This is a genomic window from bacterium SCSIO 12643 (assembly GCA_024398135.1).
In the GTDB taxonomy this organism is placed as follows: Bacteria; Bacteroidota; Bacteroidia; order Flavobacteriales_G; family Salibacteraceae; genus CAJXZP01.
In genome coordinates this window covers 2,465,850-2,486,965 of record CP073750.1, presented here as the reverse complement: position 1 = coordinate 2,486,965, position 21,116 = coordinate 2,465,850, and the positions used below count along the sequence as shown (strand labels likewise).

Genomic DNA, 21,116 nt, shown 5'->3' with positions numbered 1-21,116 from the left:
TTCATATTTCTTAATTTGAAGATTAATGTCGACAAAAGAACGCAAAATATAATGGCTACAAAAAAAAAGAAACAAACCGATAAAGAAACCCCTTTGATGCGTCAATACAATGGCTTCAAAGCCAAGTATCCAGATGCTATTTTGCTTTTTCGTGTAGGTGATTTTTATGAAACATTTGGAAGCGATGCAATCAAAGCTTCTAAAATATTAGGCATTGTATTAACTAAAAGAAAAAATGGTGCAGCAGCATCTATTGAGCTGGCAGGTTTTCCCCACCATTCATTAGATACATACTTACCAAAACTTGTTCGTGCCGGGGAGCGTGTCGCATTATGTGATCAATTAGAAGATTCTAGTATTTCCAAGAATACAAAAAACATTGTAAAAAGAGGAATTACCGAATTAGTTACTCCTGGTGTATCTACCCATGAAAATACTTTTGACCATAATAAAAATAATTATCTCGCTTCTGTATATATCTCTAAAAAGGAAGCTGGGGTAGCGTTTCTTGACATATCAACCGGAGAGTTTTTAACCACTCAGGGTACTTTCGATTATATCGACAAACTTCTCCAAAGTTTTGCTCCAAATGAAATTCTTGTAGAACGACAAAATAAAATGGTCTTTAATGATCATTTTGGAACTGGTTATTACACCTATTTTCTAGATGAATGGGTATTCACCGAGGAATATGCCACAGAGACTTTACTCAAACATTTCAATTCAAAAACGCTAAAAGGGTACGGTATTCATGAGTTACCACTGGGAATTATTTCAGCTGGGGCATGCCTCCATTATTTAAGAGATACGCAACACCATCAAATTTCTCATATTAATAGAATTTCTAGAATTGAAAGAGACGATCATGTTTGGTTAGATCGGTTTACTATTAGAAATCTGGAGCTTTTCTATTCTTCTAATGAGAATGCGCAAACACTCATTAACATATTGGATCGTAACTGCAGCCCAATGGGCTCCAGACTAATGAAAAGATGGTTGGCTTTACCGTTAAAACATCAAGCACCAATTGAAGAACGTCAAGCGATTGTAAAGCATTTCATAGAAAATCCGGAACTCACAGACGAAATTCAATTTCACGTAAAGCAAATGGGAGATTTAGAACGTCTTATCTCTAAGGTAGCTTTACAAAGAATCAATCCAAAGGAAGTTGTTACGCTAAAGAAAAATCTGGAGTCTATTCTACCTGTTATAAAAAACACTACCACATCAAAAAACAAACAACTCGACTCGTTAGGTAATCAATTAAATCCTTGTGATTTTATTCGAAATAAAATTGAGTCAGAACTGAATGATGAAGCTCCTATTCAGTTGATCAAAGGAAACACCATAAAAGATGGCGTTTCTGATGAACTGGACGAATTAAGATTATTATTAAATAATTCGAAAGAGTATCTTAAGAATTTACAAGAAAGAGAATGCGAACAATCTGGGATTGCCTCTTTAAAAATCGGGTTTAATAATGTATTCGGCTATTATTTTGAAGTTAGAAATACATATAAGGATAAAGTTCCCTCTGAATGGATTAGAAAACAAACCCTGGTGAATGCCGAACGCTATATCACAGAAGAGCTAAAAGAATACGAAGCAAAAATCCTGGGAGCTGAGGATAAGATTCATGCCATTGAAGTTCGAATTTTCTCTGATCTATTACAAGAATTAACCAACTTCATCGAACCTATTCAAACCAATGCGCGCGCTATTGCTAAATTGGATTGTTTGATTTCATTTGCTAAACTGGCGATCAATCATAATTACTGTCAACCTGAAATCAATGATTCATTAGAAATTAAAATTGAAGAAGGTAGACACCCAGTTATTGAACAACTTTTACCAGTTGAAGAGACATATGTGCCGAATAACATTTGCCTCAATAACGATGAACAACAACTCATCATGATTACCGGTCCTAATATGTCTGGAAAATCCGCGCTATTAAGACAAACTGCGTTGATTACATTACTCGCTCAAATGGGATCTTTTGTCCCTGCCAAATCAGCTAAAATTGGGCTTGTAGATAAGATTTTCACCAGAGTGGGCGCATCAGATAATATTTCAAAAGGGGAATCTACTTTTATGGTAGAAATGAACGAAACTGCAAGTATTCTAAACAACCTATCTGAAAGAAGTCTTATTCTCCTGGATGAAATTGGAAGAGGTACGAGCACTTATGATGGAATATCCATAGCCTGGGCTATTGCTGAATATATTCATAATTCTCCGTTTAAACCTAAGACGCTTTTTGCCACACATTATCACGAACTAAATGATATGGCCAATGCATTTGACCGGGTTTACAATTACAATGTTTCCATTAAAGAAATCAATAAAAAAATCATTTTTATTCGTAAACTAGAACCAGGAGGAAGTAATCATAGTTTCGGAATTCATGTAGCTAAGATGGCCGGAATGCCCAAAAAGGTAGTCAATAAAGCTACAGAGATTATGACACGTTTGGAGAATAGTCAGCGTAATCAAAGTGACTCAACAACCATAAAAGAGGTCGTTCAACAAGAACAAGAAAATGTTCAACTCAGTTTTTTTCAATTAGATGATCCAACGCTGTTAGACCTCAAAAAAATCATTATGGATACGGATATCAACACTTTAACTCCAATTGAAGCATTGATGAAATTAAATGAAATAAAAAACAAACTAAATTAACTTCAAAAAAACACGAATAACACTTGGTCGTTGATCCAAAAAATGTACTTTTGTTGCCCGATTGCAAAGGGTGGTAAAAAGCACTTTAAAATCGGAAATGAATTTTGAAATATTGCGAAAGTAGCTCAGCTGGTAGAGCACGACCTTGCCAAGGTCGGGGTCGCGGGTTCGAATCCCGTCTTTCGCTCAGGACAATATACTTCGGTATATATCTGCCCGGGTGGTGGAATTGGTAGACACGTTGGACTTAAAATCCAATGGACCTTGGTCCGTGCGGGTTCAAGTCCCGCCCCGGGTACTGAAAGCCTCAATTACAATTGTAGTTGAGGCTTTTTTGTTTTCTACCGATTGATTGAAGAATCAAAAACTTATTGTCGCCACCAACTTAATCAGTAAATTAGATGTTCAATAAAATTAACCTGTTTCTGTTTCTTCTATAAAAATTTATGGTCGTTTGTAGCCACATATAAAAGATGATTATCATTTACTTCCATTTTTTACTGAACCGTTATTCTACTTTTGAATAACCATGAAACACAAACCCCAACATGCGATTACTCTTAATCCCGACTAGCAGGACAACCAAAATTCACACATTTTGCATTAAGATCATTAAAAAATAAAAAATCCTTTAGATACTCTATATTTGAAGTGAAACATATAGCGGATATATATGTACAAATACGTATATATCTGAGTTAGCACCAATTGATCATAAACACTATGAAGCACTTTTTTACAGGTTTGACTTTTCTCATTTTGATTCATAATGCATATGGACAGATAGAAAAAGACTCTACAATTATAAACTACATAAATGACCAAAAAGAATTCGTTGGATTCAATAATTTGGACGAATTACCTGAATCAATCAAGCCTTATCTAACTACAATAAAAGATTATATGGCTAATAATAAAATGGATTTAAATGATTATTGGTTTTGGACTTCATACGTTCAAGAAGATTCCAGTTCAATTTATATCCCAATCTGCCATTATGATGGTTTTGTGTTTAAGAAAGATTTGGAAGAAAAAAACATTGAAGCTAATAAGGACAGAAAAGAAAGAGAACTTATAACAGTCATTAACTTCAATGGTAATGCCAGTGGAAAGGATGGTAACTTGGAAATTGATAGATCAACTAATAAAGTGCTTAGCTTTAGACTGTGGCAATAAGAATAAAAAAATCTAAACTGCATTAAAACGCAGTTTAGCTGGAACCTTGGTTATAATGACACATGATTTTTTAAAACGAATATTTATACACTTTTTGATTGTACTGGCTCTGTTAACCCTAGGGTGTCAAAGTATCATTAACAAGGAGATTGCCCCAATTGAACCTCACTTATTAAAACTGATAAAACCATATGATAATAGGGACACTGTGGTATACATATCTAGCAAATTCGAAAACGACACGATCATCTTTGAAAATGTAAAAACTAGATTAGATACAGTTAGGAATTTCAGTAGAGGGTTTTATAACAAAAAAACATTGACAGTTGATTACAAAACTACTAAAGGGAGTTATCACCAATTGTCAGGAAAAAGAAACAAGCTTGTAATTCTTAGTAGAATGAGTGGTGCTGATTTTACGATGACTCAATTAATGTTTCTTGGATTATCCTCTCAGAAAGAATCATTAAAAAACCTCTCTAATAATGAATCAATTACCATTGGACCTGAGTCAACTTTTGAAAACGGAATAAATATTAATGAAAAGATTTGTTCTTTTACTTTCAATCAAAAAATCGGTATAACTGAATACGTGGACTGTGAAGGAAATATGTGGATTCGGCAAATAAAAGAATAAAGCTAACATACTGTATACGTCAGGCTACTAAGGAGTATATCTTCTTGCTCTTTCTCCTCTACTTAATCCACCCAATCATTGATTTAGCTTTTAAGAATGAATAATTAAGCTTGAATCTTGTAATAAAAAAATAGATTTTAATCCCATCTTGGATACCAAATCTCAACTACATTACAATTGAGGGTTTTATTTTAAAATCATTTTTACGAAGCAGAGCTATATTTTTCTCTGCCCCTCCTGGAAACGCTTTAAACAAATGAATTTTTCTTTAAACATATTTAACCATTCTTTCATATCAGTTTGGCATTAAAAATGTACGTTTACCCAATAAATATTTTAGTTTTTATATTAACATCGATATTTTAAAACTTCCAAAAAAATAATAGTGGGACGTATTAAAAAATAATACTTTTAACGTTCCAAACTAGAACTTGGAAAAACGCGTTATATTAATATAATTTTACTATTTATACTTAAGAAATGTTCAGCCAAATCAGGCATATAAAATTATACTTATTACTAGCTACAATAGTTTTATCTGTAGCTGCAAGCTCGTGCAAACGACCTGTATACTATTCTTCTACAAGAGTTTACAATGCTCGTGCTGAACAAAACAAAAGATTAAAAAAGCGTGGATATTCCAACCAACAGTACAAAAAATCCAATAGAAAATCTAAACGTTGGAGTCAAAAGAATAACTTTAGAAAAAGAAAGCATAAAGGAAGTTCTTCCAATAAATCCGGAAAAAAATAGCTTAAGTGAGCTTACTTAAGTAATCGACAATCATTTCTGTAGCCCCAACACGTTCTTGAATATAGGTTTTGCTCTTTAATTGAGTTTCTAACAATTGATCCGGATTGTTTATCCATTTTAGTAGTTGATTTTCAAAATCCTCATATCGCGTAACCTCTGTACCTATTCCCGCTTCAATAGATTCCTTTCCCTCTCCAAAGCCTTTATGATTACTACCAAAAAATACTGGGTTTCCAAAAGACAATGGCTCCAAGATGTTGTGTATCCCATCACGATATCCTCCTCCAACAAAAGCAACATCTGCATATTTATACATCCTTGCCAGGTGCCCCACAGTATCTACCAATAGAACTTTAGATTCGAGCGCGTTATTCTCATTTAACCCAGAATACCTTATAGAGTCAATATTCAGTCTATTCTCTATGTTCGAGAATTTATTCTCATTAATTTCATGAGGTGCATAAATCACTTTCCATTCTTCCGGAATACGGTCCACTATTCTCAAAAAATAATCTGTTTCCCGCTCCCATGCACTTCCAAATATTAAAACTTTGTTTTGATCTCTAAAACTTTGCATGAATGACAAATCATCATTATCCTTAACCGTACGAATGACCCGGTCAAATCTTGTATCCCCACTTATTTGGACATTAAAGATTGATTTTGATTTCAAAAGACTTTCTGATTCTTTATCCTGAACAAAAAACATTTTGACCGAAACCAATTGTTTTAAAAACCAGGTTCCATACGACTTAAAGAATATATGGTAAGGTCTAAATGTAGATGAAATAAAAACCAATGGAATGGATCGTTTTTTTAACTCTGTCATATACCCATACCAGAATTCATACTTTACGAACACCGCAATTTGAGGGTTAAAAGCATCAATAAATTGCCTCACATTAGTTTTTCTTTCTACCGGTAAATAGAAGACATAATCTGCCCATTCATAATCAGACCTTAAATCATATCCAGAAGGAGAAAAAAATGTTATCAGAATTTTCCAGTTTTTATGTGATTCTTTAAAGGCTTCAATAACAGGTTTTCCTTGTTCGAACTCCCCTAAAGACGCACAATGAAACCAAACTAAAGGTTCGTTATTCTGAATAGCCCTCCATTTTGATAATTGTTCTTGTCTCCCCTCTGACCATTTTTTAGCCTTACGCACAAACGGGGATAACAAACGAACTAAAATCGCATATGAGTTTATTCCCAATTGGTATATTAACCTCATAATTTATCTATAATAAAATTCCTGAGGTGTCGGCTTATATAATGGTAATGACAAGCCTATTTTTAATCCCATGGTTAAATCCAAACGTTGAGTATCGTCTTTAAGTCCGGTATCATAGTTTATTTCTCTTCTATTCTGAGTGATTGCCTGAGTAAACTCAACCCCCATAAATACATTTATCAAACGTTTATCACTCAACAATCTGTAACCTAAAAACTCTGTAAACATCACGCCATTTGATAATCGATCATATCCAGGGTAATAATCTTTACCGCTAAGTAGAGGCACTTCATTAAATTTATCTTCGAATTTGATACGATGCTGCATGAGACCAACACCACCTAATAACATAATACCAGAATTTGGATTTGCTGAAAACACATTAAATATTTGGCCAAATTTAGCTGACATCGTAAAGCCTCTTTCCACAAAATAAATTTCAGAATACAACCCATTTGTACCTAAAATTCCTCCATTCGCATCACGAAACCCATTGGTAAAACTTAAATCCTTAACCTTGTTACCAAAAATGTAATTCCAGTCTACTCCGTACAAAAAGTTTTTCTTGCTCTTAATTAAAAAAGAAACCCCTATTTCAGAGTGATCACCAAAACGTTGATCCAAATCCCCACCTGGAATTTTATAAGCATATGAAAAATCTATAATTGGAGCAAAAACCGCTGAATCTTTAACACTTACCTGCGCTGAAAGCTGAAAAGCAGAACTAAAAAAAATGCCAAAAACTAAAAATTGGAATATATTTTTTCTCATTTCACAAAGATATTACTTCTGTAATAGCTCATCAAACCTTTCTATTCCATAACCTAATATTTTAACATATCTCAACCAAAATGTAAAGACTTTATAATTGATCTTTTTTTCGGTCTTTTTACTTTTTTAGGATGCTCCTCTAGTATAAATTTGTCAGGTAAATTTTGAGGCTTAATACATTACATTATACCTTAACTAAACACAGAATAAACAAAAACATTATATGAAAATAGCAGTTGTAGGAACAGGTTACGTAGGACTAGTTACGGGTACTTGTTTAGCAGAAAGCGGTGCAGATGTTACATGCGTTGATATTGATAAAAAAAAGGTGGAAAAAATGAAATCTGGAATTGTTCCGATTTATGAGCCACACTTAGATGTTTTATTCGAAAGAAACATAAAACAAGATCGTTTACGTTTTACAACAGACTTAGCCTCTGCCATTAAAGATAGCACTGTAATATTTTTAGCCTTACCTACTCCTCCTGGAGAAGATGGTAGCGCTGATTTGTCTTATATTCTAGGAGTTGCAAAAGACCTGGGTGATCTTATCACTGACTACAAAGTAATCGTGGATAAAAGTACAGTACCAGTAGGTACAGCGGAAAAGGTTACTTCTGCTATTCAAATAGCACTAGATAAAAGATACGAGAATAATCCAAATGAAAAGCCATCTTTTGATGTAGTTTCAAATCCTGAATTCCTTAGAGAAGGTTTTGCGGTTGATGATTTCATGAAGCCTGATCGTGTTGTAGTTGGCTCATCTTCTGAAAAAGCCAATGAAATCATGGACAAAATCTACGCTCCTTTTGTTCGTCAGGGAAATCCAGTAATCTTTATGGATGAAAAATCTGCAGAATTAACCAAATATGCGGCTAATTCATTCTTGGCTACTAAAATCTCTTTTATGAATGAGATCGCTAATCTTTGTGAACAAGTTGGTGCTAATGTGGATGATGTTAGAAAAGGAATTGGCACAGATACTAGAATTGGTAATCGTTTCTTGTTCCCAGGTATTGGGTATGGAGGAAGTTGTTTCCCAAAAGACGTACAGGCATTAGCCAAATCATCTACCGAAGTAGATTATGATTTTAAAATCTTAAAGGCTGTAATGGATGTTAACCTAATTCAAAAAACCGTTTTAATGCCTAAAATCAATGCGTTCTATAACAATGATTTAAAAGGTAAAAAATTCGCTGTTTGGGGATTAGCATTCAAACCAGATACTGATGATATTAGAGAGGCTCCGTCATTATATAATATCAAGGAATTACTAAATTCCGGAGCATCCATTAGTGCCTATGATCCAGAGGCAATGGAAAATGTAAAAGAACTTTTAGGAGATTCTATTGAATTTTGTGAAAACGAATATGATACTTTACAAGATGCTGATGCCTTACTAATTTTTACGGAATGGCAAATATTTAGAAATCCTGATTTCAAGAAAATTGAATCATTACTGAAAGAAAAAGTAATTTTTGATGGTAGAAATCTATACGACCTTTCTAATATGCAAGAATTAGGATTCTATTACAATTCTATAGGTAGAGAAAAAATATCTAATTAATCATATGAAAACGGTATTAATTACTGGGGCCGCGGGCTTCCTGGGATCACATCTATGTGATCGATTCCTAAAAGAAGGTTGCAGGGTTATTGGGATGGACAATCTCATTACCGGTGATCTAAAAAATATTGAACATTTATATAATGAACAACATTTCGAATTTGTTCATCATGATGTTTCCAAATTCGTTCACATTCCTGGTGATTTAGATTACATTTTACATTTTGCTTCACCTGCGTCTCCAATTGATTATTTAAAAATTCCAATTCAAACGCTTAAAGTTGGCTCTTATGGCACACATAATCTATTAGGATTAGCCAAGGCTAAAAATGCCAGAATTTTGATTGCGTCAACTTCAGAGGTATATGGGGATCCCAAAGTACATCCGCAAGTAGAAAGCTATTATGGTCATGTGAATCCAATTGGGCCCAGAGGTGTATATGATGAGGCTAAGCGATATATGGAAGCAGCAACTATGGCTTATCACACATTCCATAATGTGGATACCAGAATTGTACGAATATTCAATACGTATGGTCCACGTATGCGTCTGAATGATGGGCGTGTATTACCTGCTTTTATTGGACAGGCACTGAGAGGAGAAGATCTTACAGTATTTGGAGACGGAAGTCAAACGCGTTCTTTCTGTTATGTAGATGATCTCATCGATGGCATTTATAGGTTATTGTTAAGCGATTATCATTACCCGGTTAATATTGGAAATCCATCGGAAATAACGATTGGAGAATTTGCTGAAGAAATCATTAAGCTAACTGGTACTTCTCAAAAAGTTATTTATAAAGACTTACCAAAGGATGATCCAATGCAACGTCAACCGGATATTACAAAAGCAAAAGAGCTTTTAAACTGGACTCCAAAAGTGGATAGAAAAGATGGTTTAAAAATTACATATGAATATTTTAAATCATTACCAAAAGAAGAGCTTTATAAGACTGATCATAATACTTTCGAAGATTATATTAGAAAATAAATTTCAGGAAGCCTAAAGCACTTAAAAAGCCGTTAATTCACATTAACGGCTTTTTTGTTGGGCCCCTTAAACCTACTACTAAAGATAAAAACATAAAAAAAGCGATACATTAAATGTATCGCTTTTTCTTTGTATCGTACGAGTATTAAAAACTCCAAATATCATGCTCTCTATTAAAGATCTCTTCTTCTATCTTTTCAGCCTCTAACAAAGCATCTAAAGGACCTTTATATGCACTAATCGCTCTATCAAATACATTAGACTTCTTTACGATTCTACTAGAGAATTTTCTTTTCCAGAATAAGTCTTCGTAAGTCATTCTGTCCACATCATTGTGCACATTATAAACCTCAGCCTCAGCAAAAACGAATCTCGCTTCTGGGAAATAAATCCAAAATGCTTCCCTTACCGAACCATCATCAGCAATTTTATCTGGAATCATAGGCGCAATACCCAGAATTCTAGTTTCCATTAAAGAACGTTGTTTATCAAAGAAAACTTCTTCTTTAATCTTAAATCTGGTAATCTCGTCTAATCCGATTTCGTTTGCCGTGTCTTTAAACTCCTCTTCACCATATTCATTCTCAACCGCAATTTGTGTAATATAAGTCAAGGTCTTCTTTGCCTCCATAGTAGTCATGGCAATCTTAAACCCATCATCAAACTGAGCCGTGGACGAATCATAAGGTGAATATGCTGTTATTCTTTCTTGCTCAATCGCTTCCATGATAACAGTCATAAAGTTCTTTCTTCCCTGCGTTGGCTTTAGAGGGAAATAGAAAGGCAGATTTACCTTTTCTCTCATATCTACAACTCGCCAAATACGTGTCAACCACATAATATCAGCCTCTCTTAATTGTACATATGGAACCGGTCTCTTATGTGGTGTATCTACAGATTTTGAGTAAACACCATCAAGCGGAGATTCTGCTCCTGGATCTAATACCTGAGCGGACACATTTAGTCCTAAGCTCATTAATCCAGCCAAAAAGATAAATCTTAGCGTCTTCATAATACTGTTATTTAATTTCTACAATTATATTCCCTTTAATACCTTTTTCCGGTTGGCCTCCAGTACTGGTTTTAATACCATCAATGATGATTACAGATCCCTTACGTAAGTTTTTCAATGCAGTCTTCATCTGTGGTGTTACCTTATCATTTTTCGATCTATAAGGGATATACTTTCCTTTTACCGGAACCTTCATTGTAAAAGCTGTTACTTTTACTTTTAAAGATTCATCATTCAATAAGAAGTTTTCTAATTTAGCAGTTACTTTACCTGAAGCTAAAACCTGAGCTTTAGTTACTTTACCAGAACCTGCAACAGTAGCAAACTTAGGTGTTGCTGGTGGAATTGGCTCAACTCTAAACTTTCTTGCTTCTCCAACCTTAATTTTAGAACCATCGTCCTTCGTTACATAAACCGTAACAGAACACTCACGTCCCTGACCTGGCTTTACAATATATTTACCATTAGACCCTGTCTTTGTCGCATTGGTAACCTGAATATCCACTTTACTAGCAGAAAAACCTGCTACCGATACTTCAACATCGTTCTTTGCGCCACGATAGAATACATTCATCTTTACAGGAGAAACAACCGCTGAAGCTTTCGCTGCGATAAATGTACTTTCGAACGGATAGAAATTATACTCGTTTGTCCCAGGCTTTTTCAGTTTTACAATACCGCCCCATTTTTGCTCTCCTTCAGAGGTTGGCTTAAAACCGTATTGCGCAACACCATCTACAATGGATACTCTATTTGAATCAAATGCATTCTTCACACCCCAATCAGCCATTGCTTTACCTGCTGTATCCAATTCAGATCCAGTTATAACAACGGGAGGTTGAGTCGTATCGTATGCCGCAACAATTAATTGTGCTTTAAAAGAATCACCCAATACTACATAATTTGATTTAGGAATAACCTTAACTTCAATGTTTGAGAATTTAAAGTCTCCTGCATCAATATTGTCCATTAACAAACCTAAAGCTCTTGATTCAGAGTTTTTTACTTGATTCTGGAACATAGTAATATCTGTAATAACCGCTGCAATTGGCGCATGATAAAAGTGCGCTTGATGCCAAGGCTCAGGATTTCCATCCTTATCTACACCATCCTTATACTCAAAACGAATATCTTCCAAACTTGCTTGTTGACTTTTTGGAAATTGGCTAATAACGATATCTTCCCACTCTTTGATCTTGTCTTTCATCTCAAGCATCGTCCATTCACCGCTTTTAGGAGTTCCTAAATCCGGTCCAATCATAATGGTCTGTGCCATATCGATGTCTCCAAGTGCCTGAACAGTATCTAACGTGATCCAATCCGTATTCCCTTCCAACAAAGCTGGATCATAACCTTCAACTTTGGAAATGATATGCTTTTTCAAATCCTCAAAGTACTTATCTAACTCTTGAGAAGCTTTATGAACTGCTTTTGCCTTATTATAGAAAGGCAAAACTTTAGCTTCATTTTGAGAATTTTGCGAAGCGAACTCAGCCATAGTAGCCTCATTCTTTTGTGCAAAAGCCTCATTTGTTTCTGTCATCGCCCCATTGATAATCACAAAAGAGTTCAAAACAGATTTTGTAACATTCATTGCCAATAATGCAAGAAGAACCAGGTACATCATACCAATCATCTTCTGCCTTGGCGTTTCCTTACCACCAGCCATAGTCTATTATACTTTTAAACTTTACTTTAATTAAATTTTAACTACTAGCGGTTAACGTTCATTGCAGATAGCATATTTCCATATACTGTATTCAATGACTCTAAGTTAGTTGATAATTCAGCAATATTTTCTTTATAACGTTTTGTATCCTCAACTGAATCATTCAAGTTATTTACCAAAGTTTGCATGTTCTCAAACATTTGGCTACTTACATTCACTTGATTTGTTGAGTTTTCTAATTGCATTTCATATACACTGTTTAACGCAGATAGGTTCTCACTTACTCTTTTTAAGTTCTCAGCGTATGTAGCTCCATCTTCGTTAGAAACAGATAAACCGGTCAAAGCTTCAGCAGCATGGTGATACGAATCCGATAACTCACCCACATTTTTAGCAGCACCTTCTACACTTTCAACAAAGCTATTTGTTGCAGCAGAAGCGTCTCCTAAATTATTCATATTGTTTGCTGTTTCAGCTAAATTTCTCATTCCAGCACCTAGACTTTCAATCAGTTCACTTCCGATTTTAGCTTCTTCTAACATCGAGTCCAATTCTTGTGTAGAAGAAGATCCCGAACCACCACCGGTAACAATACCACGAGGGTCACCATTATAATCCTCAGCTAATTCTGGATATACCAAAGACCAATCTGGATCTTCGTGCATTGGGTCAAACGCAGATAAAAAGAAAATAATTGCCTCAGTACCCAAACCAATAATCAACATTGGACCAGATCCAGGATAGTGTTGTAGTTTAAAAAGAGCTCCAACAATAACAATTGCTGCACCCCATCCATAAACGTACTTCATGAAGTTTTTCCAACTCTTACTCCCCGGTCTAAACCCTGTAATTTCCTTGCTCATAATCTCTAAATTGTGTTTTAATATTTATTTTTAATGGATAATTTTTCTATAATTCGTCACCTTTCGCGCGACCCAAGTAAGACATCACATTTCTAAATCCAATGTAGCATTTCGCTGTATCCTGGTATTCATATGATCTAACACCTACTCCTAAATAATAACTTACATCTTTCCATGAACCTCCACGAATAACCTTTCTTTTATATACAGGTTGCTCATCATCTTCGGCTTCATATTGATAATCTGAATTCATATCATGATTAAACTCGTACGCTGACTCACTATACGCATTGTTTGTCCACTCTGCCACATTACCAGACATACAGTATAAACCATAGTCATTTGGCGAATATGAATAAACGTTTACCGTTTGGAAACCGCCATCATCAACATAATTCCCTCTTAAAGGCTTAAAGTTAGCCAGAAAACAACCGGCATCGTTTCTGATATATGGCCCACCCCAAGGATATTGAGAAACAGCCAGTCCACCACGTGCAGCATACTCCCATTCTGCTTCAGTTGGTAATCTAAAATCTTGCACTAATGGCAATCCTGCCATATCTAATGCATCATTAAAGTATCTGGTTCTCCAGTGACTAAATGCTTTAGCTTGTTTCCATGTTACACCAACAACTGGATAGTAGTCATAAGCCGGGTGCCAGAAATACATTTGTGCCATTGGCTCATTATACGAATAAGAGAAATCCGCTATCCATACCAATGTATCTGGGTAAACATCTACTTCATCTTCTCTAATGAAATCAGCACGACTATATTGATAGTCATCCTGAATATAGTGACGTTGACGCCCTTTACGTGCAGCCATCTTATAATCAATCCAGCTATATTGAAATCTCAATTTAGTGATATCAATATGTTTCTTTCCATAGTAACGGTCACTTTCAGAATAGAACATTGGTTCCAGTGCATCTCTTAAATCTTCGTTTTCATCATTCCAAGGAATTTCATAATCCCAAGAAATACGTGGTTCATCTAAATCGTTTCCAAATGCATCTAAAGTAATTCCATACTCTACCTCATCAACTTCTAATAAGTAAGTTCTAGCGATAGAATCTCTCACCCAATATACAAACTGACGATACTCATTATTTGTAATCTCAGAATCATCTATGTAGAAAGCAGCCAAAGAAACAGTTCTTGATAAAGCCACATTCGCATAAGGCACATCCTGATCATTTTCCCCCATGACAAAACTTCCCATCGGAATATATGCCATACCATAAGGGTCTATATCAAACCATGCCGGTCGGTTCTGCACTCCCGTCAGCTGCCCCCCATCTCCCGATGCGCATGAAGCCACAAAAGTTGCTATTGTTAAAAATAATAATAATCGTCTCATGTTATTATGTTTTTTGATCGTCAAAATCTAAGTGGATAAACGTGTATTAAACAGTATTATTATAAATTATACTATAAAAATCGCACTGTATGGTGTTGTTGTTGCTTTGGTTGTTTAGAAATATTAAAGCAATATCTTACGAAAAGTTCATGTGAACCTGAACTAAAGTTTCTAATGTTTGAAGTTGTAAAGTCGTATGAGTAACCTACTTTTAGAAGTCCTCCTGCAGCATTCTCACCGTTCATTTGGAAGTTAGCCCCTAACATCAGAGACACTGCATCCTGAAGTCTATAATGGATCCCTCCCCAAAATTGTTCCTGATACTCCATAAAACCTCCTAAAGAGAACGTTGTTGAAGCCACGTCAGACTTCACAAACAAACCTGGTTTCAATACCCAATCACCGCTTTGGCCTATTTGAGTTTCATATTGAGCAGATAAATAATATGTTCTGTCAATTTGATAGTTAAACTGTCTAGAATCACCAGAACCAATTTTATCGTCCAATGTTTGATTAAACTTAGAAGCGGTTAGATGTGTTGAAGATAATCCAATAGATAATTTCTTTGGAATCTTATAATACAAACCGAAATCCATATCCAAACCTCCTTCTGAAGCTCCGTTTACAGGAATAGAAGGATCATCAATTACTCCTTGACTTGCTACCCAATCCGAACCAATAGATTTTGAGATATAACCTATACCAATCCCTGCACTTAAAGTCCCAGGGCCTAAACCAGAATATCTATAAGCATAACTCAACTTTGCTACCATGGTAGTTTCTTGTCCTAATTGGTCAGACATTACCGTCAGCCCTACACCATGTGATCCATGAAATTCAAAAGGAGACTGTGCCGAAAAAAGGAATGTTGACGGCTCGCCACCAAATCCGACCCATTGTAATCTACCCAAAAGAGTGGCACAAATTGCGTCATGGCTACCCACAACAGCAGGGTTTTGGTATGCTAAACCTTGATACTGACCCACAGTAAATTGGGGGTATTGCTGAGCCTGTAGTAAGCCTAAACTGCCTACAAACCCTATAAACACAAGTAACTTTTTCATCATCCCTAGTATATATTTTTATTCTGGTTATTGCTCAAAATACAGTCGCTAAAGTATATAAATATTCTTCTTATCAAAAATTTTTTATTCTAACCTGCATTTTTATTGCCTCAAACTCTTCTAATAAACAGTCATTTTATAAAAATTTCCGATAGGTCTTCACCCATAATTCCGGCAATTCATCCTGCCCCGCTACCAGGTAATCCTGATAAGAACAAGGCACCATATTTAATCTTCGATATCTATTTGACTTGGCATCCGGATAAGGCACCAGCATCCACCAACGATCCGTTCTTAGGCTTTTATAAAAAATAAGATCATCATCAGCTCCTGTAACCGGAACACGATATTTCAAATAATTTTCATCGCTAGGTTTCGGCACTTCGTTTCTTCTATTGGTATAACCTTCGATAAAATACCATATCATTTGTGCGACTAATAGAGCTGAGTTCCCATTATTATCTAACCTAGGATTGTACTCAAACACACCAAAACACGAAACCTTTTCGCTTAACCCTGCATATCTGGTCAACTGACAAGCCTCATCAGGCAATAATCCATTGGGAGTTGATCTTTCGCACCCTTGCATATCTGCAGCTTGAATTGAAGCCACATCAATACTAATTATATCAGAGTTTCTGATGATCGGCTCAGAATCTCGAATATTACCCCGAATAGCTCCTAAACGCATTTTATCAAAAAACAACTTATCAATCAGATCTATAATATTAGGTGACCCAAAATACGTTTGATACCCCAGGTTTGCATAATTAAACAGAAAACTAGGTTGGTGTAATAATATTTGGCTCAGATAAGTCTCTGAATTAACAGGTCCGTCCGTAGCCTCTCCTATATCAAATGCGTGATCAATTGTTGTTAGATTAACTAATTGCTCCGTATTTTCATATCCTTTATATAAAGGGATCGTTAAATCCTGACTCCCACCTAATAACACAATAGTCTTTCCTGCCTTGATTAATGTGTCTATACAGGATTGTACGGCAAAATAAGTATCCTCTAGAGTCTCTCCAGGAAGAATATTACCTAAATCTGTCATTTGTGGAGGCATATCAAAAAAGAGCTTAAACAATTTCTTTCGAATGTTATCCGCTCCCAATCCACAACCGGAATTGCGAATCGAACCTCTTTCTTCTTTAACTCCGATTAAAATTATTTCAGACTCTTTCCAATCTGGGAAATCATCCTCTGAAAAGTATGCATCAATGTTCCCTCCTAACTGCTCTTTATAGTAGTCTTCTTGTGAATGAGAAATGGGTGTAAAATATATAGATATGTCCATCACAAATGCTTTCTACTTTTTACTTGCTGCTTTTGCTTTTGTAGTCTTCTTTTTTGTAGTCGCCTTTTTCTTCGTTGTAGTTTTTTTAGCTTTTGTTTTCTTAGGCTGTTTAGCAATTAGCTCCAAACAATCTTCATAAGTCAAGCTCATCGGATCTGTTCCTTTTGGAATTTTATAATTGCTTTTTGCTTGTTTTATATATGGTCCATATCGACCTTCTATAATACGCAACTCCTCATCCTCATCAAATGTCTTAAGCAATGCTTTCTTATCCGCCTCTATCTTTTCTTTGATCAATTCTGCTCCTCTATCATAAGTAATAGTGTATGGATCATCTCCATTAGCTTCTTTTATACTTACAAAAAGACTTCCTAATCTTAAGTATGGTCCAAAACGACCAATAGAAGCATATAACTTCTTGCCTTCATACTCACCTAACAATCTTGGAAGCTTGAATAGATCCATCGCTTCTTCAAATGTGACACTTGAGATACTCATTCCTGGCAACAATGAAGTGAATTTCGGTTTCTCTTCATCATCAACATCTCCAATTTGAATCATTGGACCAAAACGTCCAATACGTGCATATACTGGCTTTCCTGTTGCAGGATCTTCTCCTAACAACCTCTCTCCTGTAGCTCGCTCACTATTTTCAATCGTATCTTCTACCTTACTATGAAAATCCGAATAAAAGTCTTCAATCATTTTATTCCATGAAACACGTCCATCCGCAATTTCATCAAATTCACGCTCTACGTCAGCAGTAAAATTAAAATCAAGAATATTCTCAAAATGCTCAATCAAAAAGTCATTTACCACACTACCTATATCCGTTGGAAAAAGCTTATTCTTTTCCTTACCTGTGGTTTCCTGTTTAGTAATCACTTCTATACCTGAAGGATTTACTTCAATAACTTTATAGTCTCTGACATTTCCATCAGTAGATTTCTTTTCAACATAACCTCTTTTCTGAATAGTAGAAATGGTTGGTGCATACGTAGATGGTCGTCCGATACCTAACTCTTCGAGTTTCTTTACCAAACTTGCCTCTGAATATCTTGGTGGATGTAAAGTAAATCTCTGAACTCCCTGTGCAGAATCCAAATCAAGCTCATCTCCTTCTTTCATTACGGGTAGTACTCCTGAGTCTACAGAGCTCTCTGCATCCTCATCTACAGCTACTTGATATACCTTTAAAAACCCATCAAATGTGATCACCTCACCTTGTGCTGTGAATTTTCTATCTTCAAGACTAATTCCAATCTTTACCGTGGTCTTCTCAAGTCTTGCATCAGACATTTGAGAGGCAATTGTTCTCTTCCAAATCAATGAATATAAACGCTCTTCATTTCGGTCTCCTTCAACAGTAGCGTTCTCCATGTATGTAGGACGAATGGCCTCGTGCGCTTCTTGAGCCCCTTTCGATTTAGTTGCAAATTTTCGAGGATTAGAATACTCGTTACCATACTTAGATTCAATGGTCGTTTGAGAAGCACTCATAGCTAAATCAGAAAGATTCAAAGAATCTGTTCTCATATAAGTAATCTTACCCGCTTCATACAATCGCTGTGCGATGACCATCGTTTGATTTACCGAAAAACCAAGCTTTCTTGAAGCTTCCTGTTGTAAAGAAGATGTTGTAAATGGTGGTGGAGGAGATTTCTTTGATGGTTTACTGACCACACTCTCTACCTTAAAACTCGCATCTTTACATTTCTCTAAAAACTGATATGCTTCTTCTTCTGTTTTAAACTTCTCCGGAATATTCGCTTTTACCGCATTTCCATTCTTGAGTTTAAATATTGCTGAAACGCGATAAAATACTTCAGAAGTGTAATTAATGATCTCACGTTCTCTCTCTACAATCAACCTCACTGTTACCGATTGTACACGTCCAGCAGATAATGAAGGTTTTACTTTTCTCCATAACACCGGAGACAACTCAAAACCTACTAAACGATCCAAAACTCTTCTTGCTTGTTGTGCCTTTACAAGATCCAAATCAATGTTACGTGGATTATCAATCGCCTTTTGAATTGCAGATTTGGTAATCTCATGGAAAACAATTCGCTTCGTATTTTCTGGTTTTAATCCTAAAACCTCACTTAGGTGCCAGGATATAGCTTCTCCCTCACGATCCTCATCCGTTGCCAACCAAACCATTCCTGATTTCTTTGCTAAACTTTTTAATTCTGTAACTACCTTTTTCTTATCAGGCAGCACATCATAATTTGGCTCAAAATCATTCTCTATATCAATAGCAACGCCCTTCTTAGCTAAATCTCTTACATGTCCGTAACTCGATTTTACGGTAAATCCTTTCCCTAAAAAACCCTCGATTGTTTTTGCCTTTGCAGGCGACTCCACAATTACCAAATCCATACTTTCGGTGCTTTAAATTTGCTCTATTCCTTTATTGGATAGGGTGCAAATAAAAAGAATAAAAATCGAGATAAACAAACTCAAAAATCACAAACCACTTCTTAAGCCCTTAAAATCAACAATTTATTTTACGCTATTATATTTAGTCTGCCACTATGGCACATTATGCGTTTTGGTTAATTTTGCAGTTCAATTTTAGAGCATATAAAATATGGAAGATATATTGGGGCAGAACAAGGTAATTGACGAGACACGTCAAGGTGAAGCAACCATGATTGAAAACAATGGTTCAAAGGGGAAAAAGAAAATGTACATTGAAAACTACGGTTGTCAAATGAACTTTTCGGATAGTGAGATTGTTGCCTCTATTTTAACAAAAGAAGGTTATGAAACAACATCGGAAGAATCTGATGCAGATTTAGTCCTTGTTAATACGTGTTCAATTCGGGAAAATGCAGAAACCAGAGTTTTAAATCGTTTAGGTCACTTCAAAAAGACTAAAAGAGAAAAACCTGGGCTCATCATTGGAGTTCTTGGATGTATGGCTGAACGTATGCGCGAAAAGCTTCTTGAAAAAGAAAAACTGGTAGATATCGTTGCCGGGCCAGACGCTTACCGTGATTTACCTAATTTGATTGAGGAAGCTTCTGAAGGGAGAAAGGCGGTAAATGTACTTTTATCCAGAGAAGAAACCTATGCTGAAATCAGTCCAATTAGATTAAGCTCTAATGGTGTAACTGCTTTTATCTCTATCATGCGTGGGTGTGATAATATGTGTTCTTTCTGTGTCGTTCCATTTACACGCGGGCGTGAAAGAAGCCGTAAACCCGAAACTATTGTACAAGAAGCAAAAGAATTATTCGATAAAGGTTTTAGAGAAGTAACCTTACTAGGTCAAAATGTAGACTCTTACAGATGGAATATGACCAGTAAAGGGGTAATTAAAGATCCTGATCAACCGACAGTGAATTTTGCCGGGCTAATGGATATGGTGGCGCAAGTATCTCCTGATTTACGTATTCGTTTCTCTACCTCTCATCCAAAAGATATGACCGATGAAGTGCTTGAGGTCATGGCAAAACATAAAAACATTTGTAAATACATCCACCTTCCCGTTCAATCGGGAAATACTGATGTATTGAAAAAAATGAATCGTGGATATACAAGAGAATGGTATTTGGATAGAATTAATGCGATCAGACGTTATATGCCGGATTGTGCCATTTCAACTGATATTATTACCGGGTTCTGTGGAGAAACAGAAGAGCAACATAAAGACACCGTATCTTTAATGAATGAGATCGATTACGATTTTGCTTTTATGTTTAAATACTCTGAAAGACCACGTACTTTGGCTGAGCGTAAATTTGAGGATGATGTACCAGAGGAAGATAAATCTCGTAGATTACAAGAGGTGATTGAAATTCAGCAAAAAAGCTCTTTAATGCGTAATCAACAATACGTAGGGCAAGAGGTAGAAGTATTAATTGAAGGGCTTTCGAAAAGATCTGATCAACATGTATTTGGTAGAAGTACCCAAAATGCTGTAGTGATTATTGATAAAGATGCGCATCAGCCTGGTGACTACGTTAACGTCATGATTACTGAATGTTCTTCTGCGACCCTTAAAGGACACATCGTCAAAAAATAATTCG

The 21,116-nt window shown here is 35.7% G+C and carries 15 protein-coding genes and 2 tRNA genes; 8 read left to right on the top strand and 9 right to left on the bottom strand.

The annotated features are described in order from the left end of the window. Nucleotides 1-51: 51 nt before the first annotated feature. The 5 genes from mutS (at nt 52) to KFE94_10570 (ending at nt 4,495) form a co-directional block, all read left to right on the top strand. On the top strand, nt 52-2,682 hold the full coding sequence (gene mutS / locus KFE94_10590; GenBank protein UTW65125.1) for a DNA mismatch repair protein MutS: 2,631 nt from the start codon (nt 52-54) through the stop codon (nt 2,680-2,682). Between the two features lie 114 nt (nt 2,683-2,796). Beyond that, nucleotides 2,797-2,869, top strand: a tRNA-Gly gene (locus KFE94_10585). Between the two features lie 27 nt (nt 2,870-2,896). Next, nucleotides 2,897-2,980, top strand: a tRNA-Leu gene (locus KFE94_10580). A 425-nt stretch (nt 2,981-3,405) separates the two neighbouring features. Next, complete coding sequence (locus KFE94_10575) at nt 3,406-3,858, top strand: hypothetical protein (GenBank protein UTW65124.1); 453 nt, start codon at nt 3,406-3,408, stop codon at nt 3,856-3,858. A 319-nt stretch (nt 3,859-4,177) separates the two neighbouring features. Continuing rightward, nucleotides 4,178-4,495, top strand: coding sequence for a hypothetical protein (locus KFE94_10570; GenBank protein ID UTW65123.1), 318 nt, complete (start codon nt 4,178-4,180; stop codon nt 4,493-4,495). Nucleotides 4,496-5,249: 754 nt separating this feature from the next. Here the strand turns inward: KFE94_10570 and KFE94_10565 are convergent. Further along, a complete protein-coding gene (locus tag KFE94_10565) occupies nt 5,250-6,482 on the bottom strand; it encodes a 3-deoxy-D-manno-octulosonic acid transferase (GenBank protein ID UTW65122.1) in 1,233 nt (410 codons plus the stop codon). A 3-nt stretch (nt 6,483-6,485) separates the two neighbouring features. Then, nucleotides 6,486-7,253, bottom strand: a complete 768-nt coding sequence (locus tag KFE94_10560) for a hypothetical protein (protein UTW65121.1) — start codon at nt 7,251-7,253, stop codon at nt 6,486-6,488. A 223-nt stretch (nt 7,254-7,476) separates the two neighbouring features. On the opposite strand from KFE94_10560, the gene KFE94_10555 reads away from it, so the two are divergent. Together KFE94_10555 and KFE94_10550 are read left to right on the top strand one after the other, a co-directional pair. Then, complete coding sequence (locus tag KFE94_10555) at nt 7,477-8,820, top strand: UDP-glucose/GDP-mannose dehydrogenase family protein (protein ID UTW65120.1); 1,344 nt, start codon at nt 7,477-7,479, stop codon at nt 8,818-8,820. A gap of 4 nt (nt 8,821-8,824) precedes the next feature. Beyond that, complete coding sequence (locus KFE94_10550) at nt 8,825-9,811, top strand: SDR family oxidoreductase (GenBank protein ID UTW65119.1); 987 nt, start codon at nt 8,825-8,827, stop codon at nt 9,809-9,811. Nucleotides 9,812-9,956: 145 nt separating this feature from the next. Here the strand turns inward: KFE94_10550 and gldN are convergent, their stop codons facing one another. From gldN to topA, 7 genes are all read right to left on the bottom strand, one after another. Then, complete coding sequence (gldN, locus tag KFE94_10545; GenBank protein UTW65118.1) at nt 9,957-10,823, bottom strand: gliding motility protein GldN; 867 nt, start codon at nt 10,821-10,823, stop codon at nt 9,957-9,959. A 7-nt stretch (nt 10,824-10,830) separates the two neighbouring features. Further along, the gene (locus KFE94_10540; protein ID UTW65117.1) at nt 10,831-12,492 is read right to left on the bottom strand and encodes a hypothetical protein; all 1,662 of its coding nucleotides are present in this window, start codon (nt 12,490-12,492) and stop codon (nt 10,831-10,833) included. A gap of 44 nt (nt 12,493-12,536) precedes the next feature. Beyond that, the gene (gene gldL, locus KFE94_10535) at nt 12,537-13,355 is read right to left on the bottom strand and encodes a gliding motility protein GldL (GenBank protein ID UTW65116.1); all 819 of its coding nucleotides are present in this window, start codon (nt 13,353-13,355) and stop codon (nt 12,537-12,539) included. Between the two features lie 46 nt (nt 13,356-13,401). After that, entirely contained in the window at nt 13,402-14,715 is a 1,314-nt protein-coding gene (locus tag KFE94_10530) for an SUMF1/EgtB/PvdO family nonheme iron enzyme (GenBank protein ID UTW65115.1), read from the bottom strand. Nucleotides 14,716-14,786: 71 nt separating this feature from the next. Further along, nucleotides 14,787-15,779: a PorP/SprF family type IX secretion system membrane protein gene (locus KFE94_10525; GenBank protein ID UTW65114.1), complete on the bottom strand. Its 993-nt coding sequence runs from the start codon at nt 15,777-15,779 to the stop codon at nt 14,787-14,789. A gap of 136 nt (nt 15,780-15,915) precedes the next feature. Next, nucleotides 15,916-17,079 (bottom strand): formimidoylglutamase, encoded by a 1,164-nt coding sequence (locus KFE94_10520; GenBank protein ID UTW65113.1) that lies wholly within the window; start codon nt 17,077-17,079, stop codon nt 15,916-15,918. A 12-nt stretch (nt 17,080-17,091) separates the two neighbouring features. Next, nucleotides 17,092-19,461, bottom strand: a complete 2,370-nt coding sequence (topA, locus tag KFE94_10515; protein UTW65112.1) for a type I DNA topoisomerase — start codon at nt 19,459-19,461, stop codon at nt 17,092-17,094. A 211-nt stretch (nt 19,462-19,672) separates the two neighbouring features. Here topA and miaB point away from each other — a divergent pair, with 211 nt between their 5' ends. Beyond that, complete coding sequence (miaB, locus tag KFE94_10510; GenBank protein ID UTW65111.1) at nt 19,673-21,112, top strand: tRNA (N6-isopentenyl adenosine(37)-C2)-methylthiotransferase MiaB; 1,440 nt, start codon at nt 19,673-19,675, stop codon at nt 21,110-21,112. Nucleotides 21,113-21,116: the final 4 nt, after the last annotated feature.